The sequence below is a fragment of the Acinetobacter sp. V89_4 genome (genome assembly GCF_029967875.1).
In the GTDB taxonomy this organism is placed as follows: Bacteria; Pseudomonadota; Gammaproteobacteria; order Pseudomonadales; family Moraxellaceae; genus Acinetobacter; species Acinetobacter oleivorans.
The window spans coordinates 194,045-213,726 of record NZ_JASCAI010000016.1; the positions used below are offsets into that span (position 1 = coordinate 194,045).

A 19,682-nucleotide genomic window follows, 5' to 3' on the forward strand; every position below is an offset into this window, starting at 1 on the left:
TGATACACTTTTGCCTGTTTTAACTTTTTGAACTCTTTATATCGTTATGAGCCAAAAGCAGCCTTATACGCCCGGTGAATTTCAATGGTCCTTTTTATTGCCTAAATATTGGGGTGTTTGGATTGCTATTGTCTTTTTAATGCTTTTGGCTATTTTACCTTGGGCCATACAATGGCGTCTGGCGCATGGTGTAGCTCATCTGGCTTGGAAATATCTAAAATCACGCCGTAAAACCACTATTCGTAATTTAGAAGTCTGCTTTCCTGAATGGTCTGCCGATAAGGTTCAACAACAAGCTCAACAAGTTTTCGTCGATATGATGCTTGGGGTGTTTGAAACCTTAAATGCATGGTACAGCCCACGCTGGTTTAAAAATCGAGTCACGATTGAAGGTTTAGAGCACATTACCAATGCCCAAGCTCAGGGCAAAGGTGTTTTATTACTGGGGACTCACAGCACGCTTCTTGATGCAGGCGGCTATGTTTGTGCTCAGTATTTTGAACCAGATGTTGTCTATCGACCTCAAAATAACCCATTGCTCGATATGCTCATTTATCGTTGCCGTGGCACGATTTATAAAGCACAAATCGACCATGATGATATGCGTGGTTTAATTCGTCACCTTAAAGATGGCGATGCAATTTGGTATAGCCCCGACCAAGACTTTGGACTTAAACAAGGTGTTATGGCGCCATTCTTTGGCGTACCTGCTGCCACAGTAACTGCACATCGCCGTTTATTAAAAATCTCAAAAGCAGTCGCCGTGCCTTTATATTTCTATCGCCATGGAGATATTAAGAACCCCAAATATCACGTTCTGATTGAACCTGCAGTCGACAATATGCCAAGTGAAGACGAAGTTGATGATGCAACACGCGTCAATAAAATTATTGAAAATCAACTTCGCATCGCACCGACTCAATATATGTGGTTCCACCGTCGATTTAAGACACGTCCTGAGGGATATGAAGAGATCTATTAAGATAAAGCTGTAATGATTTTAAATTGGTGACAGGCACAGCCGCGATTTAAAGCAAGATTCAAATACTTTCGAATAGGCAGACCTTACTTTTTAGGGATAAAAAGTAAGCAAAAATCCTATGTTCCGCTGATGTTACTTCCTTGTAACACAGCGAAACAGCGACATCCATGTCGCTATCACGATAGTAAATTCCGGATAATGATTTAGTTTGAAATGATGGATCTGTGGATGGTCCATCTTTTATGAATGGATAAGGCAAAAAACAATGAAAGTGATGCAACTTCTCCCAGAACTCAACAGCGGTGGCGTAGAACGCGGCACACTAGAAATTGCACGTGCGCTCGTTGCACAAGGCCATCAATCACTAGTTGTTTCAAACGGCGGACGCTTAGTCTCACAGCTCGAAGCTGAAGGTTCTACTCATTTAACGCTACCCATTCACAAAAAATCACTTTCAAGCTTGTGGCAAATCCGTCCATTACGTCAGCTAATTGAACAGCATCAACCCGATATTGTTCATGTACGTTCACGTGTACCTGCTTGGCTGACTCACTTTGCTTTAAGAAAAATACCTGCGAACAAACGCCCTCACCTCATTAGCACGGTGCATGGCTTTTATTCAGTCAATCGTTATAGTGCAATTATGACGCAGGCCGAAAAAGTGATTGCTGTTTCAGACAGTGTAGTTAAATACATCACTGACCATTATAAAAACTGCCCTCCCCAAGATATTGTTCGAATTTATCGAGGAATTGACCCAGCCGCGTTTCCACATAATTATCAGCCATCAGCACAATGGTTTAATCAAGTTTTTAATGACTTTCCTGAACTCGAAAATAAATTCTTACTATGCTTACCTGGCCGTATTACGCGTTTAAAAGGACATGAAAGCTTAATTGAATTGATGCAAAAACTAGGTGAACAATATCCTCAACTACATGCTGTGGTTGTTGGTGGTGCCGATGCAAAAAAACAGGCCTATTTAAGCGAGTTGCAGAGTACCATTCAAAGCAAAGGACTCGCAGATAAAATTACCTTTGTAGGACATCGCTCAGATATTCGCGAATGGCTCGCTTTTAGCGACATCGTGCTCTCTCTATCCAATCAAGCAGAAACATTCGGTAGAACAGCATTAGAAGCGCTCTCAGTCGGTACTCCAGTCATTGGCTGGAATCGTGGAGGCGTGGCCGAGATTTTATCGAATGTCTATCCACAAGGTCTTGTTGAAGTAGGAAATGAAAAGGCATTATTGGAAACAGTTAGACAGCATATTGAACAGCCTCAAGTCGTTGCCCCTGTTACTATGTTTAGCCTGAAAGACATGTGTGATCAGACACTGGCACTATATGAATCTGTACTGAAATAACCCCATAAAAAAACCCGCGATCAACGCGGGTTTTTATTACAACAATAAAAAATCAGCTTTATTTAAGCGATGCTTCATAAGCTGCTGCTTTTTCATAGTCGTATTGTTTTTCCCATTTACTAATCACAAGTACTGCAAGTGCATTACCTACAACGTTCAATGCGGTACGTGCCATATCCATGATACGGTCAACACCAGCAATAAATGCCAAGCCTTCTACAGGAATACCAACACTACCTAATGTTGCTAATAACACAACAAACGATACGCCAGGAACACCCGCAATACCTTTAGAAGTAATCATTAAAGTTACAACTAAAATGACCTGTTGGCTAATTGACATTTCAATACCGTAAAGCTGTGCAATAAAGATTGCCGCGATACTTTGGTAAAGCGTAGAACCGTCAAGGTTAAATGAATAACCTGTTGGGATTACAAAACTAGAAATTGCTTTAGGCGCGCCATAAGCTTCCATCTTTTGCATAATACGCGGTAAAACTGTTTCAGAGCTTGCAGTTGAATATGCCAAAATTAATTCATCTTTCAAAATCTTAAACAAAGTAAAGATATTGATGCTGAACATTTTTGCAGTTAAACCAAGTACCACCAAAGCAAAGAACAAGATCGCGCCATATACCAACACGACTAACTTGCCTAAAGGAATAAGCGAAGCGAAACCGAAGTTTGCAACCGTTACTGCAATCAAACCAAACACACCCACTGGCGCATATTTCATGATGATGTGCGTTACACGGAACATTGTTTCCGATACAGCATGAAATACGTTTAATAATGGATCTTTAGTTGTTGCTGGTAATGAAGACAAACCAATACCAAATAACACAGCAAAGAAAATCACAGGTAACATTTCACCATGCGCCATTGAACTAATAATGTTCGTTGGGATAAGCGATAATATTGTCTGCATGATGCCATGAGACTGTGACTGAACTTCTTCAGTTGTATGCTTATATTGAGAAATATCAGTTTGAACCAGTTGAGACATATCAATGCCTGAACCTGGATGGAAGATATTCGCTGCAACTAAGCCCACCAAAATAGCAATAGTGGTAATAATTTCAAAATAGAGAATGGTTTTAAAACCAAGTCGCCCTAAACTTTTCGTACTGCCAACACCTGCAATACCTAAAATTAAGGTAGAGAAAACGATTGGAATAACAATCATTTTAATCAGGCTAATGAAAATCTTACCAAGTGGCGTAAGAACATTAGTTACAATACTGTCTTTGATTTCAGGCTGGTTATGTAAAACAGCCCCGACAACTATCCCTAGGATTAAAGCAATTAAAATTTGCCAAGCAAGGCTAAATTTAAAATTCTTCATAAGACAATCCTTATGCACCGCAAAGTATCAAATATGAGAGGGAGAAGACCACTAACTAAGAGTGAAACCTCAATATGTACAGTAATTTCCAAACAGAAATTTAAATGCACAAACAAATCACAACTCGCCGATCTGACGAGATAAACAACAATGCCTGTTGACGATCCAACATGTCAACGATCGGCACATTCTATTGAGATTTGCTAATTAAACAACCCCAATTTATCTCTAAACAGATGAAAACCCATATTTATTCATCAATAATCTATAAAAACAGAAACTTATCTGAAAAAAAAATTGTATCTATTTTCATTGAAAATTACTTAGATATACATGAGTGCTTACCTATCATTAGATAGATTTTAAAATTAAGATTAACTTAAAAATATTTCTTTTTTTACGATAAATTAAATATTGTATATATAAAATATTAACCCGAGTTCTGCGTCCTGCAAAACTCGGGTAAATGAGGTTGTGCTTTCAGGTTAATCGTTATTTTTATCGTTTCCGTTCCAACATCTAATCCGTGATGCTATTCCATATCAGCTTTGTGTATCCTTACGTGGGATTGTCCATTCCCGTTTCCGTGTGCCGATGAATGTAGAATAAGGTTTTTATCCCCCCCTGCCTATTCGCCCTAGACTCAAATCTTTGTACGATATTGCTTACATCAATTTTTATATTCTTTTTATTTATAAGGCTGTGCAATTTTATCAGTCACAATTTTTTCTTCTTTTTCAGCCTTTGCAATCCCTTCTTGTATGGCGCTTTGAGCCTCTTCTTCATCGGTTTGAGTTTGTTCTAATTCCTCTTGAATATGTTCAAATATTCGGCCAGTCTGCAAAACAACATATACAGGAAAATGATCAGATCCAATATGTGGTAAACGCTGCATTTTAACTAAACCAAAATCGGTACTATGAAAAATATGATCTAAAGACCAACGCAGCAATGGATAATCTGCATGAAACGTATTAATGAAATGTCGCCCAACTCGTGGGTCAAGTAGCCCACTAATCCGCTGGAACAGCCGCGTAGTACGTGACCACGCTACATCATTTAAATCGCCCATCACAATACAGCTTTCATCTAAGTCTTTAATCTGGTCGCCAACAATTAAAAGCTCTGCATCACGTAAAGTCGAATCTTTCGCCTCGGTTGGACTCGGTGGTTTAGGATGCAAACAATAGAGTTGAACTGGCATACCAGATCGTAAGGTCACAGTAGTATGAATAGAGGGAATTTCATCACTTAAAATAAATTTAACTTCAGTATTCGATAGAGGTAATCGACTATATAAATGCATGCCGTATAAATTATCTAAAGGCACGGGAACGCGATAAGGATAATCTTCTTCAATTTCTTTTAAAGCCTTTTCCCACGTCTTATCACTTTCCAATGTAAGTAACAAATCTGGTTTTAATGTCCTGATCTGTTCAAGCAGTAAATGATATTTATCATTTGGGGTTAGAACATTCGATACAATTAATGAAATTTGCTTTTGTTGGTCTAACTGAGATGATTTGACCTGTTTCACCTGTTTTTTCCAGAGCAAGGTATAAGGCAAAACCATTTTAAGCTGATAGGCGATGGCCGCCATAAGCACAGCAAGCACTATTTCACGCCATAGATTCCATTCGCTAGGCCAAAACAGCATACCAACAAAGGCTAATAGACCAACAAATAGAATCTGCAAACGAGGAAAATCGGCACCACGAAACCACCACTCATCACGAGGAATAAGTGACCAGAAACTTAACCAAATCACCAGACCAGCTAGAACTTCGACATAAATCATTGAATTTTCTCTTTTAAGATGATTTGGTTTTTAAATTTTTTGTCATCTTTATCAATTTTGTATGTAACATAAACAAGATATTCTACTCAATAAACATGGTGTTTTGTTTCTGTAACGCTTGCAGTTGTGGACACTTTTGATACACTCAACTCCCCCTAACAATTTTAACGCACCGAGGCAAAATGACATGAAAGTAGGTCTGGTCGGTTGGCGCGGGATGGTCGGTTCCGTCCTTATGCAACGAATGGTTGAAGAGAATGATTTTGCTCATATTGAGCCATTTTATTTCTCTACCAGTAATGCAGGTGGTGAAGCTCCTTCATTTGGTGGTAAGACTGCCCCAGCACTTATGGAAGCTACAGACATTAATAGTCTGAAGCAAATGGATGTCATTATTACCTGTCAAGGTGGTGACTATACGTCTGAAGTTTTCCCACAGTTAAAAGCGACTGGTTGGGATGGCTACTGGATTGATGCAGCCTCTACTTTACGTATGTCAGATGATGCGATCATCGTTCTTGACCCAGTAAACCTTAACGTTATTAAAGACGGCTTGGTTAACGGCACCAAAACTTTCGTAGGTGGTAACTGTACAGTATCGCTTATGTTGATGGGTGTAGGTTCACTTTTCCAAAACAATTTGGTGGAGTGGATGACTGCTATGACTTATCAAGCGGCATCAGGCGCTGGCGCACAAAACATGCGTGAGCTAATTACTGGTATGGGCTACTTATATAACAATACCAAAACATTGTTAGATGATCCTAAATCTGCAATTTTGGATATCGATCGTCAAGTTGCTGAGTTACAACGTGGCGAAGGTTTCCCATCTGCTAACTTTGGCGTGCCATTAGCTGGATCGTTGATTCCTTATATTGATAAACAGCTCGAAAGCGGTCAGTCAAAAGAAGAGTGGAAAGGTCAGGTTGAAACCAACAAGATCTTGGGTAACTCACAAATTGTTCCAATCGATGGCCACTGTGTCCGTATTGGCGCGATGCGTTGTCACTCTCAAGCATTGACAATCAAGTTGAAAAAAGATGTTCCGCTTGATGAAATCGAAGATATGATCCGTACTTCAAACCAATGGGCGAAAGTTGTACCAAACACTCGTGAAGCGTCTATGACTGACCTTACACCTGTTGCTGTAACTGGTACCTTAACTGTACCTGTTGGCCGTTTGCGCAAACTTAATATGGGTAAAGAATATTTAGGCGCATTCACAGTAGGTGATCAGTTACTTTGGGGTGCTGCTGAACCTTTACGTCGTATGTTACGTATCTTAGTAGAATACAAGAGCTCATAATTTGGTCTGAATTATTCAGTCAAAACGAAAAGCCGATCACATTAGATCGGCTTTTTCGTAACTGGTTTGTAAAAATTTTACAATTTATTTACATTTCATTATTGTATAATTTTGAACGACTTTACGACTTATTAGGTCATGGATTGAGATGACTGTTTATAACAAATTAAAAATTGCCATTTTCACCATTATGTCTTCGCCTTCTCTTTATGCGATTACATTAGACCCTATACAAATTCAGTCTGCGCCCGGGGATTTGTTATATGCAGAAATGAATTTCCAACAAGCTGACCCCAACGCTACATTACAAGTGAGTTTAGCGACTCCTGAAGATTTAAGCGCTTTGGGTGTAACTCATCAGCCTCCGGGAAATCTTAATTTTTATACACGCCAAAATGGTCAAGGTTCTGGGGTTATTGTGATTACCTCATCCCGACCTGTTAATGATCCTGAGCTCAATATTGTTGTGAAAATCAGTGAAGGTTCTGCAACGCGTTTACAGCATATTAAAACTGTAATTAAACCTTCTCCGATAAAAAAGACTGAAAATAACGAAAGTACTTTATCTCCTCAGTTTGTTGTTAATGAAAAGGATATTGCATTAAATCTGCCAGAAAGCACCCAATATGCTTCATCAACTTCGACCCCAACTACAACAAACTCTAATAGTGAACAAAATCTTAATATCAGCTCTGGCACTGCCTCTGCATTAAATACGAATTCAACACCATCACTTAGTGAAAACGCTTCAGCTCTAGCAGCTCAACAAGTTGTAACAGGTACGGCGCCCGATCAGGCACAAACCAAACCCACTATCACTAAGTCAAATGCCCATACTTCGCCAAAGACAACCGTTAAAAATTTAGCAGGACAAAAGAAGCCTGTTCCATCCAAAAATATCAGTCAAAATACTGCAAAGAAACAAACCCTAAGTCCATCTAAAGGACCAGTAACTTCAGGTAAATATGTAGTACAACATAATGAATCTTTATGGAGCATTGCTAATCGTATTGCAGCGAAAACCAAACAGCCAGTTGCAAAGGTCATGAATGATATCCAAAAACAAAACCAGCATGCTTTTATTCAAGGTGATGTAAACCGTTTACGTCAGGGAATTTCTCTAAAACTCACACACCCTCCTGTCGCTAAAACTCAGCAAAATAAATCAAAAACAGAAATAACACATACTGCAAAATCATCTTCTGGCCAAGCTAAATACCGATTGCAACAAGCAGAAATGATTATCGTGGCTGAAAACAGCCAAAATTCTACACATGGAAGTGCTAAAAAGAGCACACAACAAAGTCAAAACAATACTGAGTTAGCAGTAAAAGTTATGACAAAAAGAGAAAAAAACGTTACATTACAAAGGAATGTAACCAAACTAAATCAAACTTTACGTTTAAAAGACCAGCGTATTCAACTTTTGAATGCACGCTTGGCAGAGTTACAACAGCAGTTAAAAGCACAGCAACAAACTCACAAACAAAGACATTAAGTTAAAACCAGAGTTAGTTTGCTTTATATTGCAAATATTTATTTTTTAAGGGGAAAGTAATGTTATATGTGATTCCGTTCATCATATTACTCGTGGTCGCTGTTATTTTTAAAAAACGCGAGAATAGCCAGAAACAAGAGGCCACTTCTCCTAAAACGGTAAACAAAAAAACCAATAAAAAAGCGAACTCTAAATCGAGTAAAAGCTCGCGTGAAAAAAGCAAAGTAAATGTAGTAGAAGACATTCTTCCACCTGTTCCACAAAGCACTCCTGTTCCAGAAGCTGTACGTCAAAAAATTCAACAGCTCATTCAAGAAAAGCAATATTCAGCTGCTGAAGCTCAAGTCAATCAGGCGTTAAAAAAAGACAATACTCAGCATGCGCTTTATTTATTATTACTTGAAGTTCATATTGCACAGAAAGATGAGTTTGCTATAACACAACTGATTGGCCATATTCGTAGCTTGGCATTAAATGAAATAGCGACTCAAGCAGAAACTAGACAAAAAGAATATGAGTCATCAAGACAACCTGATGCCATCGATTTTCCTCAAGCTCAAACATATGAAGAACCAAAAAATACACCAGACACTACAGCTCAGTTTGATCAGTTAACAACAAGTTCTTCTGAAGCTTCTTTTGATGACTTGCAGAAAGACTATACACCTGTAAAACAAGAACCTGCTGTTGAAGTTAAACCTTTAGAATTTAACTTTTCACTCGAAAAAACTGCTGCTACAGAAACTACCAGCCAACCTATACATGAACCAGAAGTATCAACATCTCAGCAAGTACCAGAATTATCGTCATCTCAAGAAACAAATGAGCTAGCTGATTTAGAGTTTTCTTTTGACTTGGCACCTCTGCATGAAACTGAGGAAAAAACTCAAGCAGTAGAGGTAAAAGCAGATCAAGAAAATAGCGTCAATGCATTAGATTTTAACCTTGACTTAAATCCTTCAAGTTCAGAGACAAAATCTGTTGAACAAGTTCCATCATTAGATGAACTTACACTCGTAGAACAAGTGCCATTAGAAGCAACTTCTATTACCCCTCTTGAGTTTTCGTTAGATGAGCCAGCTTTAGTTACAACACCAGAGACTGAAACTCTAAACCATATAGAGGCAGTCAATGAAGAGGCGACTCAAACTCAAATAGAGGATCCACTTCTAGACGCATTTCCAGAATTAAAACAGTTAGATGAAAATGAACTCGACTTACAACTTGCAGAACAATACATCAAATTAGGTGCTTACCCAGCAGCACACGCCTTGTTAGCAAGTAATGAGCAAAAATTCAACACAGAGCAACAACAACGCGCGAAAAATCTACTAAATCGCATAGCTTCTTAAGGCCGATCGTTTTACCATAAGCAGTCAAAGATGACTGCTTTTGTGCCTGAAAAAGATGAAAAAAATTGCCTTATTTTATATGGGTGGTACTTTTGGCTGTGTAGGTGAACCTTTAGCGCCTATGCCATATGACCAATTCTTGCCTCAACTTGAAAAAGTTATACCACCCCACTTAACGGTTGACTGTTTTGCTGCCCCAAATATTGTAGATAGCAGCGCTTGTACAGCGCCCGATTGGCTAAGTCTTATTCAACGTATACAACAGCTCCAACTCGAAGGTTATCAGCACTTCGTCGTTATTCATGGTACAGATACTCTTAGTTATGCTGCTGCAACCCTAGCTCGCTTTTTAGGCCAAAGCTGTCATATTGTGATTACTGGTAGCCAATACCCGTTACTCAATGTTCAGGGTGATAATACTCGTGAATTTACTGATGCAATTGAGAACTTATATCTTGCATTAGAACAAGTGATTGCCCTACCTGTAGGTGCGTATCTTGCATTCCATCATCAAGTATTCCATGCACAAACTGCATTAAAAACGCATACGACTGAACTCGATGCATTTTCAGGTTTAAGTAGTGAAGTTGAGTTTACGCCTCAGCAAAATGAATTGATCGTACAAGATGCTCAAATTGAAAAAGCGGCTTCATTCCAGATTTTAAACTGGATGATGCAACCGATTGCAACACAGCACTTGGTACAGCAATTACGTCACTTACTTCCTGCCCCACCACACTTCTTGGTGTTACAAGGCTTTGGTACAGGCAATATCGCAGTAAACCCTGAATTATTGGCAACCTTAGATGAACTGTATGCTCATGGCTGCGTTCCAATCTTGGCGACACAGGTGACCTTTGGCGGCATTGACCAACGTTATGCAATTAGTGCTTGGGCCAAAACTGCAAAAATTGTCATTAATGATGCGCATAGTCATGCAGATCTTTATGCAAAAGCACTTCAAATCTATTTAAAATACCCAACCCCAGAACAATGGTTCAGCCATTGGAACGAAAATTTGCATTAAATAGAGGTAAAGCCATGCAACGTTATGCAGTCGGTATTGAATTTAGCGGAGTTCAATATCGAGGTTGGCAAACACAACAGCCAGGCGTTGCCAGCGTACAAGAAACGATTGAACGTGTGCTTAGCAAAGTCGCAAATGAACCTATAGCACTCCATGGTGCTGGTCGTACCGATGCAGGAGTACATGCGACAAATATGGTGGCACACTTCGACACTCATGCCATTCGTCCAGAAACAGGGTGGTTAAGAGGGGCAAATAGCCAGCTACCTAAAGATATTTCCATTCAGTGGATTAAGCTGATGGATGAAAGTTTTCATGCCCGTTTTAAAGCGACTGCTCGACGTTACCGCTACATTATATATAACACGCCTCATCGCCCTGCACTCCTGCATAAACAGGTTACTCACGTTTACCAAAAGTTAGATGTGAAAAAGATGATTGAAGCGGCAAGTAAATTTGAAGGCACTCATAACTTTGAAAGCTTCCGCGCAGCAGCGTGCCAATCAAATCAACCTGTTCGACATGTAAAACATTGCCGCTTATTTGAACACGGGCGCTATTTGGTTTTAGATATTGAAGCAGATGGTTTTTTACACCATATGGTTCGCAACATTGTTGGATGCTTACTTGAAATTGGTCAAGGTATGTATGAAATTGATCATATCGATACAATGTTTGCTGCACAGGATCGTAAAGCGGCAGGAGTAACAGCCCCACCCGACGGTCTTTATTTTATTCAGTGTAATTATCCTGAGCAGTTTGATTTGCCACAACCACCGCTTGGACCACATTGGCTTAATTTACCAGATTAAAACATTAAATAAGATACTCGACAAAGTCATACGCAACCTGAACAAGGTTAAAGTGTACTTTAACCGCAGTGCAAGACAAACGAAGTGCGTAGTTCAATACATTTTTCATCTTGTGACACGGTAAGAATGATTATTCTTTACCATGCCACAAGCTTTTGCTCTTGCAGAGCTTGCGCTCTTCATCCCGAAAGAAAAGTAACTCTAGCTGAAAGCCAATCCAGTTATTAAAGCCTCAATGGCACGACTCCGCCATGACATAGAATAAATTAACGGTGTTGTTTACGTTTACGGTATTCAACCGGTGTCTCATTCGTCCAACGCTTAAATGCGCGGTAGAACGTACTCGGTTCAGAGAAGCCAGTTAAATAGACAATACGCTCAACACTCTCGTTGGTATTTGCCAAAAGTTTTTTAGCTAATCGACAACGATAATCTGACAAGATTTGCTGAAAACTAGTATTGGCTTCGCTTAGCTGAGTACGTAAGCGACGTGGAGTAATATTCAACTGAGCAGCAACCGTTTCTAAGGTTGTTTCTCCACTTTCCAACGTTGAACCAATTGCGCGACGAACTTCACCCACTAAATCATAACGAGCCAATTCCTGTAATTTTTCAATTGCAAGCTGCTCATGCAACTGCAATAACTCAGGCTCTGCTTGCCAAAGCTGAAAATCTAGAATAGCTGGATCAAAATATAAACGTGTCTCTTTTTGGCCTAAACTGACCGGACAGCCATATACTCGGAAATATTCATCCTCAGAAGCACCTTCGCTAAAATTAAAATCGATGAAGATGGGATGAAATTGCCCTTCGGTAATAAATTTAAAAAATCTAAGGATGCCCGAAATTGCACATTCAGAGAAATGTCGATTAACAAGATTATCAGCACCGATCTGTTGGCCATTGGTTAAATAACAACGCCCTTCCTCAATGACTAGTTTTGCATCAAAAGCATCACTAATGAGTCGCTGATAAGCCAAGGCCCGTTTTAGACCTTCACCAAAAGTTTCACTACTAATAAATAGATGTTCAATGACCTGACCACGGTATAAAGGCAAATGCTCGCCTAAATGCAGACCGATATCTGGATCTTTACTGACTTCCTGAGCGGCAGTCCAAAAGGCGTACTGTGCACTTAACGGTGTACGTGCATTTGTATCAACCTGATTTAAAGCAACTCCCGCTTTGGTTAATATTTCTTCTGTTGGCAAACCCGCACGACGAATCGCTTGATAGCCAAAGCGTAATACAACTGATGCATCTGTTAGCTGACCCACGCAGTGCCCTTCCATGTAGATACTTCATTGATATTTAGGGCTGTTGACCTTTACGCAATTAACAGTCCCTAATAACTATGATTTTAGATTAGCGTTGATTGACCAAACTGACAACAGAATTACTCTTCTTTTATGAAAAAAATTACATCTTTTTTTATTAGTCATACTTTAACCAGATGCTTTAGCAAAAGGATGTCTATCTTGTTTTTTTTAAATAAATTGACTATAATTTGCGCCTTTCCAATTTGATCATCAGGTAGGCTATGGCCAATAAAGAGGAACTCATTGAGTTCGAAGGCGTTGTCACCGAAACGCTTCCTAATACGATGTTCCGTGTACGTCTTGAAAACGGTCACGAAGTTATTGCACACATTTCTGGTAAAATGCGTAAACACTATATTCGTATTCTTACTGGCGACAGTGTAAAAGTCGAAATGACTCCATATGACCTCACTAAAGGTCGTATTACGTACCGTGCTCGCTAATTAGTGAATGCAAAAAAGCCACTTTATGATGTGGCTTTTTTATTGCGTTGTTTATTCACTTAAGCGACTGGTTTTACATCCTACCGTTTGGCATTCACGCAGTCTTTCTTGCAGCCAATGGTTTCTTTCTTGCGTTGTCTGTAAACGACATTGCACGTCTACGCTATTCCTATTTGAATCTGTACAATCTGCATCACGTTGACGTATCCACGCGAGTTGAGATTTTTTAAGAATATTTTTTTGCGCCGTATTTAATTTTACTCTCAATGCTTGATAGTTCTTATTCAGATCTGCATCCGCACTCGCATAAATTTTATTTGTACAGTAAATATCATCGTAAGTATTTCGGGCACTATCGCAGTTATCTGCATAGACCGCAGTCATTCCAAAGCTGCATAAAAAAGCAAAAACTATTTTTTTCATACTTTTCTTCCTTAAGTTTTCTATGAAATTATTATTAAAACGATTTCTATGTAATGATAAATCGCAAGACAAATTTACCTTCTATTTATCATAATCTTCCTTTTTTACTTTACAAGCATTCAAATCCAACCTATTGTTCTTTAATAATAAATATAATTTTTTATTGAGATAAAAATGAATACAGCTACCCGATGTAAAATTGGTCTACTTTGTTTAATCGTCATGAATATGAGCGCTTGTACTAGCCATCCACGCCAATCTATAGATTTACAAGAATACTTAAAGGGCTTTCTAGGCAAATCATCGAACACCATTCGGCAAGATATCAATCTACGAAGTCTTGGTTTTCAAGTCGCAAATACTCCACAGAAAACATCCAATCAACTCATCTATACGATTTTACGGCCATTAAACATTCCAATCCCGATGGTGACTAATGTCGACATGAGAGGTAATTCTGTCGCTATACAATCAGGTAATCTGGGTGGTAATTCTTACGATTTAAATTTCAACTGCAAAGTTATTTTCCAGCTGAAGAATGATATTGCCGAGTCTATTCAATATGAAGGTAAAGCCTGCTAAAACATAGGCACAAAAAAACGCAGCGATTAGGCTGCGTTTTTTTAGTAAAGTAGCGATTAAGCAAGAGCAGCGACAACTGCCTCACCCATCTCAGCTGTACCAACTTTTGTCATACCTTCAGACATAATATCTGCTGTACGCAAGCCTTGATCAAGTACTTGACCTACAGCGTCTTCAATTGCTTTTGCAGCAGCTTCTTCACGGAATGTATAGCGAAGCATCATTGCAACAGAAAGAATCGTTGCTAATGGGTTAGCCACATTTTGACCCGCGATGTCAGGTGCAGAACCATGACAAGGCTCATACATACCTTTGCCATTTTCATCTAACGATGCAGATGGCAACATACCGATTGAACCTGTAAGCATTGCTGCTTCATCAGATAAAATATCGCCAAATAAGTTACCCGTTACGATCACGTCAAACTGTTTAGGCGCACGTACAAGTTGCATTGCAGCATTGTCGACATACATATGTGAAAGCTGAATGTTTGAATAACTTGCTTGCTGTAAATCAGTAACTGTTTGCTTCCAAAGTTCTGTAACTTCCAAAACGTTGGCTTTATCAACCGAACAAACTTTACCACCACGTAAACCTGCAAGTTCAAAAGCCACTTTTGCAATGCGCTTAATTTCGCTTTCAGAATAAACGTCTGTGTTATAGCCTTGTTTTTCGCCGTTTTCGAGTTCACGAATACCACGTGGCTGACCGAAATAGATACCACCAGTCAATTCACGAACAATTAAAATATCTAAGCCAGCAACGATTTCAGGTTTTAAGCTAGAAGCATCTGCTAATTGCGGATATAAAATCGCTGGGCGCAAGTTAGCAAACAAGTTAAGTTCACTACGAATTTTTAAAAGACCACGTTCAGGACGAATAGAACGCTCAATCGCATCCCATTTTGGTCCGCCTACCGCCCCTAATAAAATTGCATCAGCTTTTTTTGCTTGTTCACTCGTTACAGCTGGATACGGTTCACCATGCGCATCAATTGCAGCACCGCCCAATAGGCCGTGCTCCCAAGTTAACGATAAATTAAATTTTTCATTTACTGTATTTAATACTTTTTCTGCTGCCCCAACAATTTCAGGACCAATACCATCACCAGCTAAAATTAAAATCTGTTTAGACATGAACTTTTTCCATTTTCCAAAAACAAGCAGCGTTATATTTACCGCGGTGTTAGTTTTTTCTGTTCAAGGAACTCGCCTAGCCCTGTTGTTACATCAAATGGTCGACAAAAACGGCGAATTACACGCCCATCCTGATCTAAATCGACACATAATGGATCTGGTACAGAAACATTGAGCAAACTACCCGAACGGTTAGATTTGTCTCGGTACATTTTAAATGTATAGCGATGGTTGGCATTAAACTGGTGAATCACATGAAATGTTTCTGCCCGATCTGGAGAAATCGGATAGAAACGGATCACCACTTCATATTGTTTAGCGGGCACAGATAAATATAAACTGTTGGTTTGACCAAGCACTGAACCGTGCAATCTTACAATTCCTTGATGAATTGCCTGATTACTAATTCGTCGTGTTTGCGCATCCACTACAGTAATATCATTTAGTCGTTCAAATTCACAACTCTTCGCGCCCGAACAATATATTGCTGCATTCTGCCCCAAATTTTCTTGTTCAGCCTGCTTAATACGGACAGTATCCACTACATTGTACGTGCTCTGACAAGCACTGAGTGTTATTGCGCACAGGCTCAACAAAAAGCTATGAGTAACGTTCCTCTTCATTGTTCAAGCCCAATCCTCATCTAGTGCATAATTTTAAGGTGTTTTTATGCTTTAGCATGTTAGCAAGAGTTTGAACACTACGCCATGGCTATGTTTAAAATGTACCAAAAGGTTAATTTAACTCTTGGAATACCCAAGGACGAACTTGTTTAGTTTTTTCTTCATAAGCACGAATTGCATCGGCATTTTGAAGGGTTAAACCAATATCATCCAAGCCATTTAACAAGCAATGCTTGCGAAATGGGTCAACTTCAAATTTAAAAGCTTCACCTGTTGGCGTACGAACTTCCTGAGCAGCTAAATCAATTGTTAATTGATATCCTTCATTTGCCGCACATTCTTTAAATAACTGATCAACAATTTCTTCTGACAAAATGACAGGTAACATGCCATTTTTAAAACAGTTATTAAAGAAAATATCAGCAAAGCTTGGGGCAATAACAGTACGAAAACCGTATTCATTTAATGCCCAAGGCGCATGCTCACGACTTGAACCACAACCAAAGTTAGTACGAGCAATTAAAACATTTGCGCCTTGATAACGTGGCTGGTTCAAAACGAAATCCGGATTTTTTGGACGTACCGAGTTATCTTGTCCGGGATAACCTTCATCTAAATAACGAAGTTCATCAAATAAGTTATCACCAAAACCAGTACGTTTGATTGATTTCAAAAACTGTTTTGGAATAATTAAATCTGTATCAACATTGGCACGATCTAATGGTGCAACGATACCTTGTTCAACTGTATAAGCTTTCATGGTTTGCTCCAGACCGAATTAAAATGAACGAACATCAACAAAGTGACCTGCGATTGCAGCTGCTGCCGCCATTGCTGGGCTCACCAAGTGAGTGCGACCGCCATTGCCTTGACGACCTTCAAAGTTACGGTTAGACGTCGATGCACAGTGTTCACCCGGTTGTAATTTATCTGCATTCATTGCTAAACACATTGAACAACCCGGTTCACGCCATTCAAAACCAGCTTCCAAGAAGATTTTATCCAAGCCTTCTTTTTCTGCCTGTTGTTTCACTAAACCTGAACCCGGAACAATCATGGCTTGCTTAATGCTAGAGGCTACTTTACGACCTTTAATCACTTCAGCCGCAGCACGAATATCTTCAATACGAGAGTTAGTACAAGAACCAATAAAGACACGATCAAGTTGAATATCAGCTAATGCTTGGCCTGCATTTAAACCCATATATTGATAAGCACGCGTCCAGTCATTACGTTGAACGTCATCTTTCGCTTGTTCTAAAGTTGGGACAGCTTCTGTGACCGGAATAACCATCTCAGGTGAAGTTCCCCAAGACACTTGTGGCTCGATCTCTGCGCCATTTAATTCAACGACTGCATCAAACACTGCATCTTCATCTGAATGCAAAGTGTCCCAGTAAGCAACTGCTTGTTCCCATTGCTCGCCTTTTGGTGCGTAGCTACGGCCTTTCACATATTCAATAGTTTTGTCATCAACAGCAACCATACCGACACGAGCACCAGCTTCAATCGCCATGTTGCATACCGTCATACGTCCTTCAATCGACATATCACGGAAAACTTGGCCACCGAACTCGATTGCATAGCCTGTACCACCAGCAGTACCAATTTTAGCAATGATTGCCAAAACAACATCTTTTGGTGTGACGCCTTTGCCTAATACACCATCTACACGTACTAACATGTTTTTAGATTTTTTCTGGATCAAACATTGTGTTGCTAACACATGTTCAACTTCAGATGTCCCAATACCATGCGCCAAGCAACCGAAAGCGCCGTGAGTAGCTGTATGTGAATCACCACATACGACTGTCATGCCCGGTAAAGTTAAGCCCTGTTCAGGCCCAACGACATGCACAATCCCCTGACGGATATCATTAATGCTGAATTCAACAATATTAAAGGCTTTACAATTGTCATCTAAGGTTTGAACTTGAATACGAGACGTATCATCTTCAATACCTGCGATACCTTGGTCACGTTCTTTTTTAGAGGTTGGAACGTTATGGTCCGGTGTAGCAACGTTTGCACTTAAACGCCATGGTTGACGACCTGCAAGTTGCAAACCTTCAAATGCTTGTGGACTAGTCACTTCATGCAATAAATGACGGTCAATATAAAGTAAACATGAGCCATCATCACGCTGTGAAACAACGTGGTCATCCCACAATTTGTCATATAAAGTTTTGCCTGCCATGTCGTCTTGCTCCATTGGACTGGGTAATTCTAATCTTTCTTCGATTATAGCCAGAGTTTCACATAAATCTAATTTATCATTTTTATAAATTAGAAAACTTTTTGGAATAAATTATAATTCCTTTGAGGTATCGCAAATTTAATAAATCGTTTTTGTTAATGATTATCATTTGCATAATCAATTTTTAATCTTATACTCTCATCTCTATACTAAAAATATCAAAGTGGCTAAAGAGAATGATCATGGCTAATATCCAAAAATTCGTTATAAATAATCAACGTACCTTAAAGAAAACCTTCAGCTATTACATTATGCATATTAGCGTAGCAATGACAGTTGCATACTTTGTAACAGGTAATATCTGGATGGCTTTGACTCTAAGCATGCTCGAACCAACCGTACAAGCCTTTGCTTTTTTCTTCCATGAAAAAGTTTGGGCAGCTAAAGATCGCCGCGTATCAGCCTTAGCCGAAAAAGAAACAACGGCTTAGGCTAAGATTAGTGCGGTAATTCACAACTTTCTCACTGGTTTTGCTGCAAGCATGATACGATTTTGGCTCGGCAACTTTAGCCCCTCGATTTTTCTATTCCAAGTTGAGTTGTATTATGAATCTTGCAGCCTTTGAAGCTTTTGTAAAAGTTATGGAAACAGGGTCTATCTCTGTGGCAGCAGATCAATTATTTATTACTCAACCTGCTGTTACCAAACGGATTCACAGCTTAGAAGAATATTTTGGTGTAAAACTATTTGAGTCCGCAGGCCGAGGTGTACAGGCAACTCATGCTGCACATTCATTATTACCAAAGGTTAAAAACTGGTTAAATGAGCTTGGGGATATTCACCATACGCTTAGCCATGAACAAACTCAGGTACAAGGCCGCTTAAAAGTCGGTACTAGTCACCATATTGGCTTGCATCATTTACCGTCCCCACTTAAACACTTTGTTCAACAATTTCCGCAGGTTACTTTAGATGTGCATTTTGTTGATTCAGAACAAGCTCATGAACAAGTACTTGCTGGTGATTTAGAGTTAGCATTCTTAACACTTCCGCCTTCAGGTGATGAGCGCCTTAACTACATTACAATCTGGAATGATCCTTTAGTTTTTGTTGCTGCGCCATTTCACCCACTTGCACAAAAAGAGCATCTGACCTTACAAGATTTAATTGAATATCCAAGCCTATTGCCCGCTGCACAAACTTACACAGCTCAAATCACATTAGCCGAGTTTGAAAAACAAGGGCTTAAACCAAAAATCACCATGAGTAATAACCCTCTTGAGTCTATTCGCATGTTGGTGTCGATTGGTTTAGGTTGGTCAGTACTACCAAAAACTCTACTGAATCAAGATATGCAGCAACTTGATTTAGATGTAGAAATGAATCGCCAATTAGGCATGGTGTGGCATCCTGCACGTACTCAATCTAGAGCTATGCAAGAACTCATTAAAATGATGCAGGAATAAGGAGTA

At 39.4% G+C, this 19,682-nt stretch carries 19 protein-coding genes; 11 read left to right on the plus strand and 8 right to left on the minus strand.

Going from position 1 to position 19,682, the window contains the following annotated elements; all coding sequences use genetic code 11:
- Positions 1-46: 46 nt before the first annotated feature.
- Together QLG01_RS05245 and QLG01_RS05250 are read left to right on the plus strand one after the other, a co-directional pair.
- Positions 47-982, plus strand: coding sequence for a lauroyl acyltransferase (locus QLG01_RS05245; protein WP_013199017.1), 936 nt, complete (start codon positions 47-49; stop codon positions 980-982).
- Positions 983-1,247: 265 nt separating this feature from the next.
- Positions 1,248-2,348 (plus strand): glycosyltransferase family 4 protein, encoded by a 1,101-nt coding sequence (locus tag QLG01_RS05250; RefSeq protein WP_282495969.1) that lies wholly within the window; start codon positions 1,248-1,250, stop codon positions 2,346-2,348.
- Positions 2,349-2,406: 58 nt separating this feature from the next.
- On the opposite strand, the gene gltP is transcribed toward QLG01_RS05250, so the two are convergent.
- Together gltP and QLG01_RS05260 are read right to left on the minus strand one after the other, a co-directional pair.
- Positions 2,407-3,693, minus strand: a complete 1,287-nt coding sequence (gene gltP / locus QLG01_RS05255; RefSeq protein WP_004794835.1) for a glutamate/aspartate:proton symporter GltP — start codon at positions 3,691-3,693, stop codon at positions 2,407-2,409.
- Between the two features lie 688 nt (positions 3,694-4,381).
- Complete coding sequence (locus tag QLG01_RS05260; protein WP_282495970.1) at positions 4,382-5,491, minus strand: endonuclease/exonuclease/phosphatase family protein; 1,110 nt, start codon at positions 5,489-5,491, stop codon at positions 4,382-4,384.
- A 187-nt stretch (positions 5,492-5,678) separates the two neighbouring features.
- Between QLG01_RS05260 and asd the strand changes: the two genes are divergently transcribed.
- From asd to truA, 5 genes are all read left to right on the plus strand, one after another.
- Positions 5,679-6,797: an aspartate-semialdehyde dehydrogenase gene (gene asd, locus QLG01_RS05265; RefSeq protein ID WP_004794839.1), complete on the plus strand. Its 1,119-nt coding sequence runs from the start codon at positions 5,679-5,681 to the stop codon at positions 6,795-6,797.
- 148 nt (positions 6,798-6,945) lie between these two features.
- On the plus strand, positions 6,946-8,295 hold the full coding sequence (locus tag QLG01_RS05270; RefSeq protein ID WP_282495971.1) for a hypothetical protein: 1,350 nt from the start codon (positions 6,946-6,948) through the stop codon (positions 8,293-8,295).
- 59 nt (positions 8,296-8,354) lie between these two features.
- Complete coding sequence (locus QLG01_RS05275) at positions 8,355-9,647, plus strand: hypothetical protein (protein ID WP_282495972.1); 1,293 nt, start codon at positions 8,355-8,357, stop codon at positions 9,645-9,647.
- 55 nt (positions 9,648-9,702) lie between these two features.
- A complete protein-coding gene (locus QLG01_RS05280) occupies positions 9,703-10,674 on the plus strand; it encodes an asparaginase (RefSeq protein WP_282495973.1) in 972 nt (323 codons plus the stop codon).
- Positions 10,675-10,688: 14 nt separating this feature from the next.
- A complete protein-coding gene (gene truA / locus QLG01_RS05285; protein ID WP_192835799.1) occupies positions 10,689-11,486 on the plus strand; it encodes a tRNA pseudouridine(38-40) synthase TruA in 798 nt (265 codons plus the stop codon).
- Positions 11,487-11,752: 266 nt separating this feature from the next.
- Here truA and QLG01_RS05290 read toward each other — a convergent pair whose 3' ends face one another.
- Positions 11,753-12,763: an AraC family transcriptional regulator gene (locus QLG01_RS05290; RefSeq protein ID WP_005302061.1), complete on the minus strand. Its 1,011-nt coding sequence runs from the start codon at positions 12,761-12,763 to the stop codon at positions 11,753-11,755.
- A 263-nt stretch (positions 12,764-13,026) separates the two neighbouring features.
- On the opposite strand from QLG01_RS05290, the gene infA reads away from it, so the two are divergent.
- Positions 13,027-13,248: a translation initiation factor IF-1 gene (gene infA / locus QLG01_RS05295; protein ID WP_001284370.1), complete on the plus strand. Its 222-nt coding sequence runs from the start codon at positions 13,027-13,029 to the stop codon at positions 13,246-13,248.
- Positions 13,249-13,299: 51 nt separating this feature from the next.
- Here infA and QLG01_RS05300 read toward each other — a convergent pair whose 3' ends face one another.
- Positions 13,300-13,671, minus strand: coding sequence for a lysozyme inhibitor LprI family protein (locus QLG01_RS05300; RefSeq protein ID WP_151988871.1), 372 nt, complete (start codon positions 13,669-13,671; stop codon positions 13,300-13,302).
- Between the two features lie 174 nt (positions 13,672-13,845).
- Between QLG01_RS05300 and QLG01_RS05305 the strand changes: the two genes are divergently transcribed.
- Positions 13,846-14,253, plus strand: coding sequence for a hypothetical protein (locus QLG01_RS05305; protein ID WP_250374821.1), 408 nt, complete (start codon positions 13,846-13,848; stop codon positions 14,251-14,253).
- A gap of 56 nt (positions 14,254-14,309) precedes the next feature.
- Here the strand turns inward: QLG01_RS05305 and leuB are convergent, their stop codons facing one another.
- The 4 genes from leuB to leuC form a co-directional block, all read right to left on the minus strand.
- Entirely contained in the window at positions 14,310-15,389 is a 1,080-nt protein-coding gene (gene leuB / locus QLG01_RS05310; RefSeq protein ID WP_004640985.1) for a 3-isopropylmalate dehydrogenase, read from the minus strand.
- 38 nt (positions 15,390-15,427) lie between these two features.
- Positions 15,428-16,012, minus strand: coding sequence for a hypothetical protein (locus QLG01_RS05315; RefSeq protein WP_005302052.1), 585 nt, complete (start codon positions 16,010-16,012; stop codon positions 15,428-15,430).
- 112 nt (positions 16,013-16,124) lie between these two features.
- Positions 16,125-16,772: a 3-isopropylmalate dehydratase small subunit gene (leuD, locus tag QLG01_RS05320; RefSeq protein WP_003654711.1), complete on the minus strand. Its 648-nt coding sequence runs from the start codon at positions 16,770-16,772 to the stop codon at positions 16,125-16,127.
- Positions 16,773-16,790: 18 nt separating this feature from the next.
- Positions 16,791-18,209: a 3-isopropylmalate dehydratase large subunit gene (gene leuC, locus QLG01_RS05325; protein WP_282495974.1), complete on the minus strand. Its 1,419-nt coding sequence runs from the start codon at positions 18,207-18,209 to the stop codon at positions 16,791-16,793.
- 236 nt (positions 18,210-18,445) lie between these two features.
- On the opposite strand from leuC, the gene QLG01_RS05330 reads away from it, so the two are divergent.
- Together QLG01_RS05330 and QLG01_RS05335 are read left to right on the plus strand one after the other, a co-directional pair.
- Positions 18,446-18,700 (plus strand): DUF2061 domain-containing protein, encoded by a 255-nt coding sequence (locus QLG01_RS05330; protein WP_282495975.1) that lies wholly within the window; start codon positions 18,446-18,448, stop codon positions 18,698-18,700.
- Between the two features lie 115 nt (positions 18,701-18,815).
- The gene (locus tag QLG01_RS05335; protein WP_049837940.1) at positions 18,816-19,676 is read left to right on the plus strand and encodes a LysR family transcriptional regulator; all 861 of its coding nucleotides are present in this window, start codon (positions 18,816-18,818) and stop codon (positions 19,674-19,676) included.
- Positions 19,677-19,682 lie beyond the last annotated feature (6 nt).

Excerpts from the sequence above, each read along its gene's own strand:
- asd (WP_004794839.1), top strand. The coding sequence starts at position 5,679 with ATGAAAGTAGGTCTGGTCGGTTGGCGCGGGATGGTCGGTTCCGTCCTT.
- truA (WP_192835799.1), top strand. The coding sequence starts at position 10,689 with ATGCAACGTTATGCAGTCGGTATTGAATTTAGCGGAGTTCAATATCGA.
- QLG01_RS05300 (WP_151988871.1), bottom strand. The coding sequence starts at position 13,671 with ATGAAAAAAATAGTTTTTGCTTTTTTATGCAGCTTTGGAATGACTGCG.
- leuC (WP_282495974.1), bottom strand. The coding sequence starts at position 18,209 with ATGGCAGGCAAAACTTTATATGACAAATTGTGGGATGACCACGTTGTT.
- infA (WP_001284370.1), top strand. The coding sequence starts at position 13,027 with ATGGCCAATAAAGAGGAACTCATTGAGTTCGAAGGCGTTGTCACCGAA.
- QLG01_RS05315 (WP_005302052.1), bottom strand. The coding sequence starts at position 16,012 with ATGAAGAGGAACGTTACTCATAGCTTTTTGTTGAGCCTGTGCGCAATA.
- QLG01_RS05335 (WP_049837940.1), top strand. The coding sequence starts at position 18,816 with ATGAATCTTGCAGCCTTTGAAGCTTTTGTAAAAGTTATGGAAACAGGG.
- QLG01_RS05245 (WP_013199017.1), top strand. The coding sequence starts at position 47 with ATGAGCCAAAAGCAGCCTTATACGCCCGGTGAATTTCAATGGTCCTTT.
- leuD (WP_003654711.1), bottom strand. The coding sequence starts at position 16,772 with ATGAAAGCTTATACAGTTGAACAAGGTATCGTTGCACCATTAGATCGT.
- QLG01_RS05260 (WP_282495970.1), bottom strand. The coding sequence starts at position 5,491 with ATGATTTATGTCGAAGTTCTAGCTGGTCTGGTGATTTGGTTAAGTTTC.
- QLG01_RS05275 (WP_282495972.1), top strand. The coding sequence starts at position 8,355 with ATGTTATATGTGATTCCGTTCATCATATTACTCGTGGTCGCTGTTATT.
- QLG01_RS05250 (WP_282495969.1), top strand. The coding sequence starts at position 1,248 with ATGAAAGTGATGCAACTTCTCCCAGAACTCAACAGCGGTGGCGTAGAA.
- QLG01_RS05270 (WP_282495971.1), top strand. The coding sequence starts at position 6,946 with ATGACTGTTTATAACAAATTAAAAATTGCCATTTTCACCATTATGTCT.
- gltP (WP_004794835.1), bottom strand. The coding sequence starts at position 3,693 with ATGAAGAATTTTAAATTTAGCCTTGCTTGGCAAATTTTAATTGCTTTA.
- QLG01_RS05330 (WP_282495975.1), top strand. The coding sequence starts at position 18,446 with ATGATCATGGCTAATATCCAAAAATTCGTTATAAATAATCAACGTACC.
- leuB (WP_004640985.1), bottom strand. The coding sequence starts at position 15,389 with ATGTCTAAACAGATTTTAATTTTAGCTGGTGATGGTATTGGTCCTGAA.
- QLG01_RS05305 (WP_250374821.1), top strand. The coding sequence starts at position 13,846 with ATGAATACAGCTACCCGATGTAAAATTGGTCTACTTTGTTTAATCGTC.
- QLG01_RS05280 (WP_282495973.1), top strand. The coding sequence starts at position 9,703 with ATGAAAAAAATTGCCTTATTTTATATGGGTGGTACTTTTGGCTGTGTA.